10 protein-coding genes are annotated in these 16815 nt (G+C 59.9%); all 10 read left to right on the top strand.

Translation table 11 applies throughout. The features are described from left to right. Positions 1 to 59: 59 nt before the first annotated feature. The 10 genes from CXK96_RS04450 to glgB all read left to right on the top strand — a co-directional run bounded on the left by CXK96_RS04450 (position 60) and on the right by glgB (position 16725). The gene (locus CXK96_RS04450) at positions 60 to 917 is read left to right on the top strand and encodes an SDR family oxidoreductase (protein WP_102835286.1); all 858 of its coding nucleotides are present in this window, start codon (positions 60 to 62) and stop codon (positions 915 to 917) included. 30 nt (positions 918 to 947) lie between these two features. Then, entirely contained in the window at positions 948 to 1961 is a 1014-nt protein-coding gene (locus CXK96_RS04445; protein ID WP_102835285.1) for a Ku protein, read from the top strand. Positions 1962 to 1978: 17 nt separating this feature from the next. Continuing rightward, the gene (gene ligD, locus CXK96_RS04440; protein WP_102835284.1) at positions 1979 to 2899 is read left to right on the top strand and encodes a non-homologous end-joining DNA ligase; all 921 of its coding nucleotides are present in this window, start codon (positions 1979 to 1981) and stop codon (positions 2897 to 2899) included. Between the two features lie 157 nt (positions 2900 to 3056). Beyond that, positions 3057 to 6131, top strand: coding sequence for a formate dehydrogenase-N subunit alpha (gene fdnG, locus CXK96_RS04430; protein WP_180981492.1), 3075 nt, complete (start codon positions 3057 to 3059; stop codon positions 6129 to 6131). Continuing rightward, positions 6131 to 7066 carry a formate dehydrogenase subunit beta gene (gene fdxH / locus CXK96_RS04425; protein WP_102835281.1) on the top strand — a complete coding sequence of 312 codons (936 nt, stop codon included), beginning with the start codon at positions 6131 to 6133 and terminating at the stop codon, positions 7064 to 7066. The genes fdnG and fdxH overlap by 1 nt, the downstream gene beginning before the upstream one ends. Beyond that, entirely contained in the window at positions 7063 to 7755 is a 693-nt protein-coding gene (locus CXK96_RS04420; protein ID WP_102835280.1) for a formate dehydrogenase subunit gamma, read from the top strand. Before fdxH ends, CXK96_RS04420 begins: the two co-directional genes overlap by 4 nt. A gap of 45 nt (positions 7756 to 7800) precedes the next feature. Then, positions 7801 to 8694 carry a formate dehydrogenase accessory protein FdhE gene (gene fdhE, locus CXK96_RS04415; protein WP_102835279.1) on the top strand — a complete coding sequence of 298 codons (894 nt, stop codon included), beginning with the start codon at positions 7801 to 7803 and terminating at the stop codon, positions 8692 to 8694. Between the two features lie 334 nt (positions 8695 to 9028). Beyond that, positions 9029 to 11041 carry an alpha-1,4-glucan--maltose-1-phosphate maltosyltransferase gene (locus tag CXK96_RS04410; protein WP_102835278.1) on the top strand — a complete coding sequence of 671 codons (2013 nt, stop codon included), beginning with the start codon at positions 9029 to 9031 and terminating at the stop codon, positions 11039 to 11041. 144 nt (positions 11042 to 11185) lie between these two features. Beyond that, positions 11186 to 14509: a maltose alpha-D-glucosyltransferase gene (gene treS / locus CXK96_RS04405; RefSeq protein ID WP_102835277.1), complete on the top strand. Its 3324-nt coding sequence runs from the start codon at positions 11186 to 11188 to the stop codon at positions 14507 to 14509. Next, on the top strand, positions 14506 to 16725 hold the full coding sequence (gene glgB / locus CXK96_RS04400; RefSeq protein ID WP_102835276.1) for a 1,4-alpha-glucan branching protein GlgB: 2220 nt from the start codon (positions 14506 to 14508) through the stop codon (positions 16723 to 16725). The genes treS and glgB overlap by 4 nt, the downstream gene beginning before the upstream one ends. Positions 16726 to 16815 lie beyond the last annotated feature (90 nt).

The raw sequence follows: 16815 nt of genomic DNA, 5'->3' as shown, positions 1-16815 counted from the left end.
TTTCCTTCCGCCGTCAAGTCCTCCGAATACAGATTTCAGGCTCTTACGGAGGATCCAGCATGCCCGACGAAAACCAGACGCTCCCACCTCAACAGCAACCGGAGCCTGGCAAGGAAAGCGAGATGAGCCCTCGCCCGGAGTACCGTGGAGAGGACTACAAGGCCGCCGGCAAGCTTACGGGCAAGGTTGCGATCATTACCGGTGGCGACAGTGGTATCGGCCGCTCTGTCGCGGTGTTATTTGCCCGCGAAGGCGCTGACGTGGCGATTCTTTATCTGGATCAGCACCAGGACGCCGAGCAAACCAAGCGCGTAGTGGAAGAGCAGGGGCGCAAATGCCTGACTTTCGCCGGCGACGTGGCGGACCGCGGTGTATGCCGCAAGGTGATCGATGAAACGCTGAGCGAGTTCGGCAAACTCGACATCCTGGTCAACAACGCAGCCGAGCAGCATCCGCAGGAAAAGCTCGAGGACATCAGCGAAGAGCAGTGGGAGAAAACCTTCCGCACCAACATCTTCGGCATGTTCCAGATGACCAAGGCCGCACTGCCGCATCTGAAAAAAGGCGCCTCCATCATCAACACGACCTCGGTTACCGCCTACAAGGGCAGCCCGCACCTGTTGGATTACTCGTCGACCAAGGGCGCAATCACCTCATTTACCCGCTCGCTGTCGATCAACATCGCCGACCGCGGAATCCGCGTGAACGGAGTAGCGCCTGGGCCGATCTGGACGCCACTGATTCCGTCGACGTTCGATGAAGAAAAGGTGAAGAAATTCGGCGCCAACGTGCCTATGGAGCGTCCGGGGCAGCCTGATGAAGTGGCGCCGGCATACGTGTATCTCGCCAGCAGCGACTCGTCCTACGTCAGCGGACAAGTTATTCATGTCAACGGCGGCACTGTGCTCAACGGCTGACCGAACGACTGTCGACAGGAGGGAAGGCATATGCCCCGTACGATCTGGAAAGGCGCCGTCAGTTTCGGCCTCGTTCACATCCCCGTCGCGCTTGTACCGGCAACGACCCGGCAGGGTATCGATTTCGACTGGCTGGATAAACGCAGCATGGACAGGGTCGGCTACAAGCGCATCAACAAGACCACTGGGGAAGACATCGAAAGCGAGAACATCGTCAAAGGCGTGGAGTACGAGAAGGGTAATTACGTCGTCATCAGTGATGAGGAAATCAAATCAGCCCACCCTGAAGCCACGCAGACGGTCGATATCGTTGCCTTTGTCGATGCCAAGGACATTTCTTTCCTGTACATCGCTACCCCGTATTACCTCACCCCGGATCGACGGGGTGAAAAGGTCTATGCATTGCTCCGCGAAACCTTGGAGCAGACCGGTAAGGTCGGCATCGCCAATGTTGTGCTACGCAACAAGCAGCATCTGGCCGTTGTGATGCCGCTGGGCAAGGCGCTCGTGATGAATACCTTGCGCTGGGCCGATGAGGTGCGGGGCGTGGAATACCTTGAGATGAAGGACGAAGCGCTCAACCCCGACCTTAATCCCAAGGAACTCGACATGGCCAAGCGGTTGGTCGAGGACATGAGCGAAGACTGGAACCCCGAGCAGTACAAGGACACCTTTCAGGATCAGATCATGGATCTGGTGGAGACCAAGGCCCGAGAAGGCAAGCTCGAAGCCGTGGGTGGGCCGGAAGAAGCAGTGGATCGTCGCAGCGCCGATGTCATCGATCTGACCGAGCTGCTCAAGCGCAGCCTGGCCGGCAAGTCGTCAGCCAAGAAAGCTGCACCGGCGAAGGAAGTCGACGAGGATGACAGCGATGAGGCCGCGGCCCCGGCCAAGCGGACCACGAGCAAAACCGCAGCGAGCAAATCCAAGGCTCCAGCCAAATCGACTGCCAGTAAGTCTTCAACCAGCAAAACCTCGACGGCACGCAAGACGAGTACCAGCAAACCGGCAGCCAGCAAATCCAGCAGCAAGAAGGCGAGCTGAGTCCATGAGGATTGCCCATGGCTGAGAGGACGGCCAAGAGCCGCCCCGATGTGGGCGGTATCGGCATCAGTAATCCGCAGCGGGTCATCGACCCGGCCAGCGGCGCCACCAAGCTGCAGCTCGCTGAATACTACCTGGCAGTCGGTGAATGGCTGACGCCTCAGTTGGCCAAGCGGCCGCTGTCGATTGTTCGCGCTCCGGAGGGCGTCCCCGGTGAAAGCTTTTTCCAGCGTCACTGTGGACGTTTGAAAATGCCCCACATGCGCGTGCTGGATAAATCTCTGGATCCCGAACACGCCCGTCTGATCCAGGCGGACAGCGTGACGGCCGTGATCGAGGCGGTGCAGATGGGCACCATCGAGTTCCACACCTGGAATGCGCGTAGCGATCGGATCGACAAGCCGGACCGGGTCGTTTTCGATCTTGATCCCGACCCGGAACTGCCATGGTCGAGCATGGTGCAAGCCACCTGCATGACCCTCGATCTGCTCGACGAACTCGGTCTTCGGGCCTTCCTCAAAACCAGCGGAGGCCGGGGCGTACACATAGTCGTGCCCATCGACCGTCGTCACAGCTGGGATTGCGCCAATGAATTTGCCCGTGGCGTTACAGTCCGACTGGCAAAGGAAGCGCCGGAGCAAATCGTCGCGAAGATGGGCCCGAAGAACCGGGTCGGCAAGATCTTCGTCGATTACCTGCGTAACCAACGGGGCGCAAGCACGGTCGCTGCCTTTTCCGCGCGGGCAAGGCCCGGCCTGCCGGTTTCCGTACCCATCGCCCGGGAGGAACTGCAGCAGATCAGCGGCGCCGATCAATGGAACATCCTCAACCTGCATGAGCGCCTCGACAACCTGAAGCGCGAGCCCTGGGCCGAATACCCTACGACCCGCCAGATTCTCTCGGCTCAACTGTTAAAAGACCTCGCTGCGCGCCAGTGACGCGACGGGTGACCTGTTGATGGTCGAGGTCCTGAACTAGCCTTTTAAGCGTAACGACTGTGACGCCCGTCTGTCCCTCTGGAGGAACCATTCCAGAGCGGTCCAGTCGACCTGTTAGATGGACAGACACAATAAGTAACAGGAGATACCGATGACCGTGCGAGTATCCCGGCGACAGTTCCTGAAGTTCGGTGCGGCTGGTGTAGGCGCGTCGAGCATGGCCATGATGGGATTTGCGCCTGATGAAGCCTTCGCGTCGATTCGTCACTTCAAGCTGACCGGCGCAAAAATGACCCGCAATATCTGCACCTACTGCTCAGTAGGCTGCGGCATGCTGCTTTACTCCCGTGGCGATGGCGCGATCAACGTGATCGACGAGATCTACCACGTCGAAGGCGATCCGGATCACCCGGTCAGCCGCGGTTCGCTTTGCCCACGCGGCGCAGGTGTTATCGACTTCATCAAGAGCGAATCGAGGGTCAAATACCCTGAGGTCCGTGAGCCTTACACCAATGAGTGGAAGCGCATCAGCTGGGACGAGGCCTTCGCGCGTATCGCCCGGCACATGAAAGATGACCGCGACCGGAATTTCGAGACGCATGACGAGCAGGGCCGGCTGGTCAACCGCTGGATGACCACATCGATGGTAGCGGCTTCGGCCTGTACCAACGAGACGGCCTATCTCACGCAGAAGATCACCCGAGCGCTCGGCATCCTCAAAATAGACAACCAGGCTCGCGTTTGACACGGACCAACGGTGGCAGGTCTTGCCCCAACATTTGGTCGCGGTGCCATGACGAATCACTGGACCGACATTGCCAACGCCAATGTCATCCTGTCGATGGGCGGCAATTCGGCTGAAGCGCATCCGGTGGGCTTCCGCTGGGTCATGCATGCCAAACAGCGCAGCAATGCTGTCCTTATTTCGATTGACCCACGCTTCAATCGCACCACCGCAGTAGCGGACTATCACGCCTGGCTTCGTACTGGCACGGATATCGTGTTTCTCGGCGGGTTCATCAACTACCTGATCGAAACCGAGCGCTATGCCCACGAGTACGTGCGCGAGTACACCGACGCCAGCCTGATCGTGGCCGAAGGGTTTGGCTTCGAGGAAGGATTGTTCACTGGGTACAACCCAGCGGATCGAACCTACGACCGGAAAACCTGGAATTTCGAGCTGGACGAAAACGGCTTTGCCCGGACCGACCCAACGCTGCAGCATTCACGCTGTGTCCTGCAACTGATGCGTCAGCATTACAGCCGCTACAGCGTCGATCAGGTGGAAAACATCTGCGGCATGCCCAAGGCAAAGGTGCTTGAGCTCTGGGACCTGATGGCGACCACTTCGGCGCCCGACAAGACCATGACCATCCTCTACGCCCTGGGCTGGACGCAGCACACCATCGGCTCGCAGATCATCCGCTGCGGAGCCATGGTCCAGCTGTTGCTGGGCAACATGGGAATGCCGGGTGGCGGGGTGAATGCGCTGCGCGGGCATTCCAACATTCAGGGGCTTACGGACATCGGATTGCTGTCCAACCTGCTCCCCGGCTACATGAATCTTCCGTCGGTGAATCTGCAGTCCTACGAGGACTACATGAAGACCCGCATCAAGCTGCCGCTGCTCGAAGGCGAGGTCTCCTACTGGAAGTTCTATGAGCGGTTCTTCGTCAGTTTGATGAAGGATTGGTACGGCGATGTGGCAACCAAGGAAAACAATTGGTGCTACGACTGGCTGCCAAAGCTGTCCGAACCAATCTATGACGTGCTGTACGCCATCAACGACATGACGCTTGGCAAGATGACCGGCGCATTCTGTCAGGGCTTCAACATTCTGGCGGCTTTCCCGAACAAGGCGAAGGTCATGGACGGCCTGTCGAAGCTCAAATTCCTGGTGATCATGGACCCGCTCACCGTGGAGACCGGCGAGTTCTGGAAAAACTTCGGTGAATACCACGACGTCGACCCGTCGCAGATCCCCACCGAGGTGTTCCGGTTGCCGACCACCTGTTTTGCGGAGGATGACGGCTCCATCACCAACAGTGCGCGCTGGTTGCAATGGCATGAGCGCGCCGTGCCTGGCCCGGGCGAAGCCATGACCGATACCGAGATCCTGGGTGAGGTCATGTTGCGCCTGAAGCTCATGTACCAGGAGGAGGGTGGTGCCTTCCCCGATCCGATCCTCAATCTGAGTTGGAACTACAAGGTGCCGCAGTATCCCAAGGCGTCCGAACTGGCCATGGAGTACAACGGTCGCGCACTGGCGGACATTACCGATGACAGCGGCAAGGTCATTCGGCGCAAAGGCGAGCAGTTGCAGGATTTCAGTGAACTGCGCGCGGACGGCTCGACCGCCTGTGGTTGCTGGATCTATTCCGGCGCCTGGCCCGAGCAAGGCAACATGATGGCCCGTCGCGACAATTCGGACCCTTACAACACCGGTAATACCCTGGGCTGGGCCTGGGCCTGGCCGATGAATCGGCGACTGCTCTATAACCGCGCTTCGGCGCGTCCCGACGGTACGCCATGGGCACCGAACAAGGCATTCATCTGGTGGAACGGCGAGCGCTGGACAGGCGCTGATGTGCCCGACTTCCCGGTCACGTCGCCGCCCTCGCAAGGGGTGGGTCCGTTCATCGTCACCCAGACCGGACGTGGGCATTTCTTCGCCTGCGAATGGTTGAACGAAGGGCCTTTCCCTGAGCATTACGAACCCATGGAGACGCCGATCGACCGCAATCCACTGAGCCCGGACAACCCCTTGGCGCTGCATAACCCCATCGCCCGGGTGTTCGAGCAGGACCGCGACTCGTTCGGTTCAAACACGGAATTCCCCTATGCGGCGACGACCTATCGCCTGACCGAGCACTTCCATTACTGGACCACCCATGCGCGGCTCAACGCCATCGCTCAGCCGGAGAAGTTCATCGAGATCAGCGAAGTGCTCGCCGGCGAACTGGGCATTGCGGCCGGTGATCGAGTCAAGGTCAGCTCCAAGCGCGGCTATATCACCGCCGTGGCGGTGGTCACCAAACGGCTGGTGCCGCTGGAGATCGACGGCCGCACCGTGCATCAGATCGGTATCCCGATTCACTGGGGGTTCAAGGGTGTGGCGAAGAAGGCGCACCTGACCAACACCCTGACACCCTTCGTGGGCGACGGTAATACGCAGACGCCAGAGTTCAAGTCGTTCCTGGTGAACGTGGAAAAAGTCGGAGGGATCCTCTGATGAGAGGCGACCAGATCAATCTGCAGAACATCATCGCCCGTTCGGCGACGACCACGCCTTCGCCACAGGTACGCCATGGGGGTGTGGAGAAGGTCACCAAACTGATCGATGTGTCGGTCTGCATTGGCTGCAAGGCCTGTCAGGTGGCGTGCTCGGAGTGGAATGACCTGCGCGACGAGGTTGGGGAGTGCGACGGTACTTACAACAACCCTCAGGACCTTTCGCCTGAGTCATTCGAGGTGATGCGTTTCTCGGAATACGAGGACGAGCAGGGCAACCTCGAATGGCTGATCCGCAAGGACAACTGCATGCATTGCGCGGAGCCTGGCTGTCTCAAGGCCTGCCCGTCACCTGGCGCCATTGTGCAGTACGCCAACGGCATCGTCGATTTCAATTCCGAGCATTGCATCGGCTGTGGTTATTGCGTGGCGGGTTGCCCGTTCGACATTCCGCGAATCTCGAAAAAGGACAACAAGGCGTACAAGTGCACTCTGTGTTCGGATCGGGTCTACAACGGGCTGGAGCCGGCGTGCGTCAAGAGCTGCCCGACCTCGGCCATCATGTTCGGCACCAAGGAAGACATGCTCGACTACGGTGCTCACCGAGTTGCGGATCTGCAGGGGCGTGGCTACGAAAATGCCGGGATATACGATCCGCCAGGTGTTGGCGGCACTCACGTGGTCTATGTGCTGCAGCACAACGACAGGCCGGAGCTGTACAGCGGGTTGCCGCGTGATCCCCATATCGCGCCCACGGTCGAGCTGTGGAAAGGGGTGACCAAACCGATCATGTCGGTGGCGCTGGGCATGTCGGTGCTGGCGGGCTTCTTCCATTACGTGATGAAGGGGCCGAAAGAGGAGCCGGAGGACGATCCGGATCCGGAAAATGCGCATGACGCCCGTGAAATCGACAGGCGCGGGGAGGACCGGCTATGAGCCACTCGAATGTCAAACACGGCATCTTGCGCTATGGCTGGTGGACGCGGGTGAATCACTGGCTCATCGCGATCAGCTTCGTGCTGCTTGTGCTGAGCGGCCTGTCGCTGTTCTATCCGGCGTTTTTCGGGCTGACCGCACTGTTCGGCGGGCCGGAGCCGACGCGCATCGTTCACCCGTACATCGGCGTGTTCATGTCGTTGTTCTTCGTCATCCAGGCGGTGCGCTTTTTCGGCGACAACCTGATCCGTCGTCACGATGTGCAATGGATGAAGCAGATCCGCGACGTGCTGGCCAACCGCGACGAGCGACTGCCGCCGGTAGGCAAGAACAACGCCGGGCAGAAGCTGGTGTACTGGATCTTCCTCGCCACTGTGCCGGTGCTGCTGATCACCGGCATCGTTCTCTGGCGCCCATGGATCGCCGATGACATGCCGGTCTGGGCGCTGCGCTGGGCGGTCACCATCCATGCTTACACCGCCTTCATTGCGATCATCACACTGGTGATCCATATCTATTCGGCGATCTGGGTGAAGGGGTCGGTACGCGCGATGACGCAGGGACGTGTAAGCCACGCCTGGGCGCGTCACCACCACGGTCTCTGGTATGACGAGGTACGCCGCAAGGGAGGGCATGAAGATCCGGGCGGTCTGTCGCCCAACCGGGACGTACCCTCGAAACGAACGTAAGGAGCTGCAGTGAACCACTCTTTTGGAAGTGCGCCATCGGGAATTATGGAGGCGCCAAATGTGGTGTTGCCGGACGCCAAAGTGTTCAGCAAGCGCGCGACGAGGCTGCGGGAACTCGTCCAGCAGGTTCCACCGCTGGATGAGTTTCTCGCCTTCATGGCGCGCTTGGTGCAAGCCCAGCACCAGGTACTGATTGAGCGTGAAGCAGGTTGGCGTCCGGCTGAGGACGCATTCGATCAAGCGTTGAAGCATGGGCTGCCGCCACTCGGCTTTCAGGCCTTGAAGCGTGACGTGCCCTGGCATGAAGACCTGCTGTCGATGCTTGATGCGATGGAGCTTCACATAGGCGAGATTCAACGATCGTTGCTCAAGAGACTCCGGGAATCCTCGCGTGAGCAGCTCGATGCGTTGGCGGACGACGTTCTCGAGGCCCGACCCGGTGATGAAACAAGCCGCCCGTTACTGCCACTGGTCGCCGCCGCCCTGCAGATCAGTTGGATGAGGCTGGCGATGGCGTTGCCTCGGCCCCCCGAAAAACCCGTGGGCGAAGCGAAAGGGCTGTGCCCGTGCTGCGGTTCCCCACCGGTCGCCAGCGTCATTCACAACGAACGTCACCGCGCAGGCGTGCGTTATCTGCATTGCTCGCTGTGCGCTACTGAGTGGCATCTGGAGCGACTCAAGTGCAGTGTCTGTGACAGCGGCGCGAAGCTGCTGTACCTGACGTTGGATAACGAGCAAGGCAAGCCGGCTATGCCGGTTCAGGCGGAGTCGTGCGGCGAATGTCACAGCTATCTCAAGGTCATGTTGCGCGAGGAGCACGGGCGCGCTGACCCGGTAGCAGACGACATTGCCAGCCTTGCGCTCGATATGCTGCTGGCCGAACAGGGCGAATACGGCCGTAGCGGGTACAACCCGTTGCTGATCGTCGGTGGTGACTAGCGCACCAGGCGTATGTCTCAGACGGGCACCTTTGGGGCAGCCCCACATCAAATGCGCTTCGGATTGCCAGCAAACTGGCTCCTACTGGAGCAATGCACTCACACCCCTGCCGTTCTGTCCGGCGTTTGCCATAAAACAACCGCAGCGCTGTCTGTGACAAGCGGTAGCGGCCTTCTTGCTGAACTTTTCACGCCTCCTTTGGTTCGGAAAGAACAGAGCCCGAGAAAGCCCGCATGAAGGGTTTTCCGCCGGTATAGCCAGTCCCGCTCGATTGCCAATCACGAGCGGGGAGGTTTTGCCGTTTCGCTGTCATTTCGCCTAGGAGCCCCGTTCGATGACCGATGCAAAGCCCCATCCGGTGATTCACCCCCGACTTGAACAGGCCTTGCGGATGCCGCGCATCGCCATTGAATCTACCCAACCCGTCCTTGAAGGGGGGCGATTTGCCGCAAAGGCAACCATTGGCCACCCGATCAACGTCACGAGCAAGATCTTCGCCGATGGGCACGATCAGCTCGCTGCGACGATCTGCTGGCGGACCAAGGACGAAACCACCTGGCGCCGCGCACGGCTCAAGTTGATCGGCAACGACAGCTGGGAGGGGCAGTTCACCCCAACCCAGGTCGCATCACACGAGTTCATGATCGAAGCCTGGTGGGATATTTACGAGACCTACCGTTACGAGCTGTCGAAGAAGCACACCGCCGGCGTTCCGGTGCAACTCGAGCTGGAAGAAGGACGGCTGTTGCTTGAGCGCGCCAGCCAGCGCGCGCAGGGCGAAACCAAGGCCATCCTTGATGACCTGCTGCACCGCCTGAGCGTGGCGCACCTGGACGACGAGCGCGTCTCGGTGATGCTGGCCAGTGAAACTGCCGCGGCGATGGCTGATGCAGACCCACGTGAGCATTGCAGCCAGAGCGATGTATACCCGGTGGAGGTCGAGCGACCGCTTGCACTGTTTGCCAGCTGGTACGAGTTGTTCCCCCGCTCTGAAACCGATGACCCCAACCGTCACGGTACCTTCCACGACGTACACAAGCGTTTGCCGTCGATCCGCGACATGGGCTTCGACGTGCTCTATTTCACGCCGATTCACCCTATCGGCCGGCAGCACCGCAAAGGCCCGAACAACACCCTGCATGCCGGTCCGGATGATCCAGGCAGCCCGTATGCAATCGGCAGCGAAGCCGGTGGGCACGATGCTGTTCACCCGGAGCTGGGTACGCTTGACGATTTCCGCGCACTGGTCGCTGCGGCCCGAGAGCACGGTCTGGAAATCGCACTCGATTTCGCGATTCAGTGTTCGCAGGATCACCCGTGGCTCAACGAGCATCCGGGCTGGTTCTCCTGGCGACCGGACGGGACCATCCGCTATGCGGAGAACCCGCCGAAAAAGTACCAGGACATCGTCAACGTCGATTTTTACGCCGAAGACGCCATGCCCGATCTGTGGATCGCCCTGCGCGATGTGATCTGGCACTGGGTGGAGCAGGGCGTGAAGATCTTCCGCGTCGATAATCCGCACACCAAACCGCTGCCATTCTGGGAGTGGATGATTGCCGATATCCGCGAGCGAGACCCGGATGTCATGTTCCTTTCCGAGGCTTTCACCAAGCCGGCGATGATGGCGCGCTTGGGCAAGGCTGGCTTCAACCAGAGCTACACCTACTTCACCTGGCGCAACAACAAAGCGGAGCTCAGCGAATACCTCACCGAGCTCAACGAGCATCCGCTGCGCGATTGCTACCGGCCTAACTTCTTCGTCAACACACCGGACATCAATCCGTTTTTCTTGCACGACTCCGGGCGCGCCGGGTTCCTGATCCGCGCGGCGCTGGCGACCATGGGCTCCGGGCTGTGGGGCATGTACTCGGGGTTTGAACTGTGTGAGTCGGCGGCGATTCCAGGCAAGGAGGAGTACCTGGATTCGGAGAAGTACCAGATACGGGTACGGGACTATCACGCACCGGGCAACATCGTCGCCGAGATTGCCCAGCTCAATCGAATCCGCAGGCAGAACCCGGCCCTGCAGACCCATCTGGGGTTCAAGGCATACACGGCCTACAACGACAACATCCTGTTCTTCGGCAAACGCACGCCGGATCTGAAGAACTTCATCCTGGTTGCGGTCAGCCTTGACCCACATAACGCCCAGGAAGCGCATTTCGAGCTGCCGCTGTGGGAGATGGGGCTCCCGGACAATGCCGAGACCCGAGGCGAAGACCTTATGAACGGGCATCGCTGGACTTGGTACGGCAAGACTCAGTTTATGCGGATTGAGCCCTGGCACTTGCCGTTTGGCATTTGGCGCATCAGTTCGGATGCCATGGACCCTGACTTAAAGTGATTTATTAAGAAGGGTATAAAAACGCTATTTATCAGTTGTTTATAAACATTAGCTCATCTCGTTTATAGACTAGCTGGCTTACTTTTCCGCCTCGGCTGGCCACATGTGTGGGCCAGTCAGGAGGCAGATGAAAGGAACGAGACCATGGCCAGAGCGCGCAAACCTGCTGCCTTTATCAAGGACCCTCTTTGGTACAAGGATGCGGTGGTCTATCAGGTCCACCTGAAATCCTTCTTCGATTCGAACAACGACGGCGTCGGCGACTTTCAGGGCTTGATCGACAAGCTCGACTACATAGCCGACCTCGGCGTGAACACCATCTGGCTACTGCCGTTCTACCCATCGCCGCGTCGCGACGACGGTTATGACATTGCTGAATACCGTGGCGTGCATTCGGATTACGGCACCATGGCTGATGCCAAGCGCTTCATTGCTGAGGCTCACAAGCGTGGCCTGCGGGTGATCACCGAACTGGTCATCAACCACACTTCCGACCAGCATCCGTGGTTTCAGCGTGCGCGCAAGGCGAAGAAGGGCTCCGCTGCGCGTGACTTTTACGTGTGGTCCGACACTGACGAGAAATACGACGGCACGCGGATCATCTTCCTGGATACCGAAGTATCGAACTGGACCTGGGACCCGGTGGCACAGCAGTACTTCTGGCACCGCTTCTATTCTCACCAGCCGGACCTCAACTTCGACAACCCGCAGGTGATGAAGGCGGTTCTCAGCGTGATGCGCTACTGGCTGGATCTGGGGATCGACGGACTGCGTCTGGACGCGATTCCCTACCTGGTGGAACGCGACGGCACCAACAACGAGAACCTGCCCGAAACCCATGTGGTGCTGAAGAAGATCCGCGCCGAGATCGACGCCAACTACCCCGACCGCATGCTGCTGGCCGAAGCCAATCAATGGCCGGAAGACACGCAGCTGTACTTCGGCGGCGAGGATGGCGGGCTCGGCGACGAATGCCACATGGCCTTCCATTTCCCGTTGATGCCGCGCATGTACATGGCGCTTGCCCAGGAAGACCGTTTCCCGATTACCGACATTCTCCGGCAAACACCGGACATTCCCGAGAACTGCCAGTGGGCGATCTTCCTGCGCAACCATGACGAGCTGACGCTGGAAATGGTGACCGACAAGGAGCGCGATTACCTCTGGAATTACTACGCCTCCGACAAGCGCGCGCGAATCAACCTCGGCATCCGACGTCGCCTGGCGCCACTGCTGGAACGGGACCGCCGCAGGATCGAGCTGCTCAACAGCCTGTTGCTTTCGATGCCCGGTACGCCGGTGATCTATTACGGCGATGAAATCGGCATGGGCGACAACATCTTCCTCGGTGACCGCGACGGTGTGCGCACGCCGATGCAGTGGTCGGTCGACCGCAACGGCGGCTTTTCCCGCGCCGACCCGCCCAGCCTGGTGCTGCCGCCGATCATGGACCCGCTCTACGGCTATCAGGCGATCAACGTCGAGGCTCAGCAGCGCGACCCCCATTCACTGCTCAACTGGACGCGACGGCTGCTTTCCATCCGTAAGCAGTTCAAGGCATTCGGCCGTGGCACCCTGAAGATGCTGGCGCCGAGCAACCGTCGCATTCTTGCCTATATCCGCGAGTTCACGACGGCAACCGGCGAGACGGAAGTGATCTTCTGCGTCGCCAACGTCTCGCGTTCGGCACAGGCCGCAGAGCTGGAGCTGTCGCATTACGCCGGAATGGTGCCGGTGGAAATGGTCGGCGGCAGTGCCTTCCCGCCGATCGGCCAACTGCCGTATCTGCTGACTCTACCTCCCTACGGCTTTTACTGGTTCCAGCTGGCAACCAGTCACCAGATGCCGAGCTGGCACCAAGAACCGGTGGAAACCATGCCTGATTTTCAAACGTTGGTGCTCAAGCGCCTGGATACGCTCAATGCGGCCAACAAACGGATTCTGGAAACCGAATCGCTGCCGGCATACCTGCCCAAGCGTCGCTGGTTCGCCAGCAAGGACGCGACGATCAACTCGATCAAGATTTGCTACAGCGTGCCGTTCGGCGACCCGCAACGCCCCGTGTTGTTGAGTGAGGTGGCGGTCGATGCAGGCGGACGCAGCGACCGTTATCAGTTGCCATTGGGCTTCCTTGACGAAGGTGACTTCGATATCGCGCTGCCACAGCAACTGGCAATGGCGCGGGTTCGTCGCGGGCCGCAAGTGGGCCTCCTAACTGATGCCTTCGCGCTCAAGCAGTTCGTACTCGGCGTCATCCAGGGGCTGCGCGAGGAGCAGGTGCTGCCGTGCGGCGAAGGCGAGATACGTTTCCAGCCCATGGCGCAGCTCGCAGAAATCGAATTGCCAGCCGAGGCGGAAGTGCGCTACCTCACTGCGGAACAGTCCAACAGCTCGGCAATCATCGGCAGCTGCATGATGATCAAGGTCTTGCGCCGCGTTTCGGCCGGGATGCACCCGGAACTGGAGATGGGCAGCTTCCTTACCGAACAGGGCTTTACCCATATTTCTGCGATGCTGGGGCAGGTGAGCCGCTTCGACAAAAACGGTGAGCAATATGCCCTGATGGTCGTGCAGCGCTTCCTCGACAACCAGGGCGACGCCTGGGAGTGGACGCTGAACACGTTGGATCGGGCGGTGCGCGACCAGATCGCTGGCGGCGTTTCGCTGCATGAAAACCAGTTCAGTGCACTGGAGGAGCTGGAAGCCTTCAACCGGCTGCTTGGGCAGCGTCTTGGCGAAATGCACATGACCTTGGCGGTGCAGACCGACAACCAGGCCTTTGCCGCCGAGCCGACCACGGCTTCTGATGCCAAGGAATGGACGCAGTTGATTTCCGGCCAGGTCGAACATGCGCTTGACCTGCTGCAGGCTCGCCGTGGCGATCTGGATCGTAAAACTACCGCTCAGGTCGATCAGCTCCTTGACCAGCGCAAGCAGCTGTTGGCCGAGGTCAAGCGGCTGGCCAACCGCACGCTGGGTGGGCTGCGGACGCGCGTGCATGGTGACCTGCACCTTGGCCAGATTCTGGTTGCGCAGGGTGATGCCTACTTCATCGACTTCGAGGGTGAGCCCGCACGCTCGCTTGAGGAGCGACGCAGCAAGCTGAGCCCGTTCAAGGACGTCGCCGGTGTCCTGCGCTCCTTTGAATATGCCACCGCCATGACGCTGCGTAACGCCCAGTCGAGCGACAGCTCGGAAGTTGCCGACCAGGCTCGCCGCACCATTTCCGATACCTATCAACAAAGCGCACGTGCGGTCTTCCTGGAAGCTTATCGCGAGGCGACCGCCGAGTTGCCACATGCCTGGAAGGACGCGGCCGGCGCTGATGCGGCTCTGGCCCTGTTCAGTCTGGAAAAGACCGCGTATGAAGTAGCTTATGAAGCAGAGAACCGCCCGGCTTGGCTGACCGTCCCGCTTCAGGGACTGGCGACGCTGGCACAACAGATTTCCGATGGAGGTTCCCAATGAATGATCGTCCGGCCGTGACAATGCCCGGTGAAAACCTGCTACCAACCGATGCTGATGTCGACGCGCTGGTGCGCGCCGAACATGGCAACCCGTTTTCCATTCTTGGCCCGCACCCGGACGGTGATGGGCTGGTCGTGCGCGCCTACCTGCCCAATGCGTTGGGCGTCGAAGTGCTTGAGCGCAGCGGCGGCAGGGTGCTGGCGGCCATGGAGCAAGGCCAGGTGCCCGGCTTTTTCTTCACCCGCTTGACCAATCAGCAGCCGTATCTGTTGAAGATTCGCTGGGCCAGTGGCGAACAGATCACCGAAGACCCTTTCAGCTTTGGTCCCCAGCTCGGCGAAATGGACATGTACCTGTTTTCCGAGGGCAACCATCGGGAAATCGGCCGCGTATTCGGCGCTCAGCCCATGGAGGTCGATGGCGTTCAGGGTGTTCGCTTTGCAGTGTGGGCGCCTAATGCTCGCCGCGTATCGGTAGTTGGCAGCTTCAACGGTTGGGACGGGCGTCGGCACCCCATGCGCCTACGCTTTCCGTCAGGCGTGTGGGAAATCTTCATCCCGCGTTTGCAGCCGGGCGAGGCCTACAAATACGAGATTCTCGGCCCGCACGGGATCCTGCCACTGAAGGCCGATCCGATTGCTCTGGCTACCGAACTGCCGCCAGGCACTGCATCGGTAGTCTCGCACCCGCTCGAATACGAATGGAAAGACGAGGCCTGGCTGGAGCAGCGAGCAAAGCAACAGTCGGTGAAAGCACCGATGAGCATTTACGAGCTGCACGCCGGTTCCTGGCGTCGCGACGGCGGCGACGACGGTCGCTTGTACGACTGGCATGAACTGGCCGAGCGGCTGATTCCCTATGTGGTCGACCTGGGCTTCACCCATATCGAACTGATGCCCATCATGGAACACCCCTTCGGCGGCTCCTGGGGTTACCAGCTGCTGTCCCAGTTCGCGCCAAGCGCGCGTTATGGATCAGCGCACGACTTCGCAGCCTTCATCGATGCCTGCCACGCCGCCGGTATCGGTGTGATTCTCGACTGGGTTCCGGCCCACTTCCCGACAGATGCTCATGGTTTGGGCGAGTTCGATGGCACGGCGCTATACGAGTACGCGCACCCGTTCGAGGGCTTCCATCAGGACTGGGATACCTACATCTACAACCTGGGGCGTACCGAGGTGCATGGCTTCATGCTTGCCTCGGCATTGCACTGGCTGCGCGAATTCCACGTCGACGCACTGCGAGTGGATGCAGTGGCTTCGATGCTTTATCGCGACTACTCGCGCAAGGATGGTGAGTGGATTCCCAACCGTCATGGCGGCCGGGAGAATCTGGAAGCCATCGACTTCCTGCGTCACCTGAATGATGTCGTGGCGACTGAAACCCCTGGTGCGCTGGTCATTGCTGAGGAGTCCACAGCATTCCCCGGCGTGAGCAAGCCGACGTCCGAGGACGGGCTCGGCTTTGCCTACAAGTGGAACATGGGCTGGATGCACGACACGCTCCAATACATCGAAGAAGACCCGATCAACCGTCAGTACCACCATGACAAGTTCACCTTCGGCATGGTCTACGCCTACTCGGAACACTTCGTCCTGCCGATTTCCCACGATGAGGTGGTGCACGGTAAAGGCTCGCTGATCGACAAGATGCCGGGCGACCGCTGGCAGAAATTCGCCAACCTGCGGGCTTATCTGTCGTTCATGTGGACGCACCCCGGCAAGAAGCTGCTGTTCATGGGCTGCGAGTTCGGCCAGTGGCGTGAATGGAACCATGACCGCGAGCTTGATTGGCATCTGCTGGAAGAGCCCGACCACCGCGGCGCGCAGAATCTGGTGCGCGATCTCAATCATCTGTACAGCAAGGAACCTGCGCTGCATGAGCTCGACTCCGATCCGGCCGGCTTCCAGTGGTTGATCGGTGATGATCGCGCCAACAGCGTGTTTGCCTGGCTGCGCATGGATTCCAGCGGCAATCCATTGTTGATCGTGGGTAATTACACGCCGGTCGTTCGCGAGAACTATCGCATTGGCGTGCCCGTCGACAGCCGCTGGGAGGAAATCTTCAACAGTGACGCCGAGTGCTATGGCGGCTCCAACGTGGGTAATGGCGGCGGCGGCATATTGGCCGAGCAGATTCCTGCTCATGGTCAGGATGTGTCACTGGCGCTGAGCCTGCCGCCGCTGGGTGTGATCATCCTTCGACCCCAGGTGTAACTGCTGCAGACCGGCGCCTGATGCCAGACGCCGGTACAAAAAAGCCGGAGCGATGATCGCTCCGGCTTTTTTGTTTATGGTGCTTGCGGT

Origin of the sequence: Stutzerimonas stutzeri (assembly GCF_002890895.1) — a bacterium.
GTDB classification, from domain to species: Bacteria; Pseudomonadota; Gammaproteobacteria; order Pseudomonadales; family Pseudomonadaceae; genus Stutzerimonas; species Stutzerimonas stutzeri_AB.
Note: the sequence above shows the minus strand (reverse complement) of the source record. Positions and strands in the feature narration are given on the sequence as shown.

Excerpts from the sequence above, each read along its gene's own strand:
- CXK96_RS04450 (WP_102835286.1), top strand. The coding sequence starts at position 60 with ATGCCCGACGAAAACCAGACGCTCCCACCTCAACAGCAACCGGAGCCT.
- CXK96_RS04445 (WP_102835285.1), top strand. The coding sequence starts at position 948 with ATGCCCCGTACGATCTGGAAAGGCGCCGTCAGTTTCGGCCTCGTTCAC.
- ligD (WP_102835284.1), top strand. The coding sequence starts at position 1,979 with ATGGCTGAGAGGACGGCCAAGAGCCGCCCCGATGTGGGCGGTATCGGC.
- fdxH (WP_102835281.1), top strand. The coding sequence starts at position 6,131 with ATGAGAGGCGACCAGATCAATCTGCAGAACATCATCGCCCGTTCGGCG.
- CXK96_RS04420 (WP_102835280.1), top strand. The coding sequence starts at position 7,063 with ATGAGCCACTCGAATGTCAAACACGGCATCTTGCGCTATGGCTGGTGG.
- fdhE (WP_102835279.1), top strand. The coding sequence starts at position 7,801 with ATGGAGGCGCCAAATGTGGTGTTGCCGGACGCCAAAGTGTTCAGCAAG.
- CXK96_RS04410 (WP_102835278.1), top strand. The coding sequence starts at position 9,029 with ATGACCGATGCAAAGCCCCATCCGGTGATTCACCCCCGACTTGAACAG.
- treS (WP_102835277.1), top strand. The coding sequence starts at position 11,186 with ATGGCCAGAGCGCGCAAACCTGCTGCCTTTATCAAGGACCCTCTTTGG.
- glgB (WP_102835276.1), top strand. The coding sequence starts at position 14,506 with ATGAATGATCGTCCGGCCGTGACAATGCCCGGTGAAAACCTGCTACCA.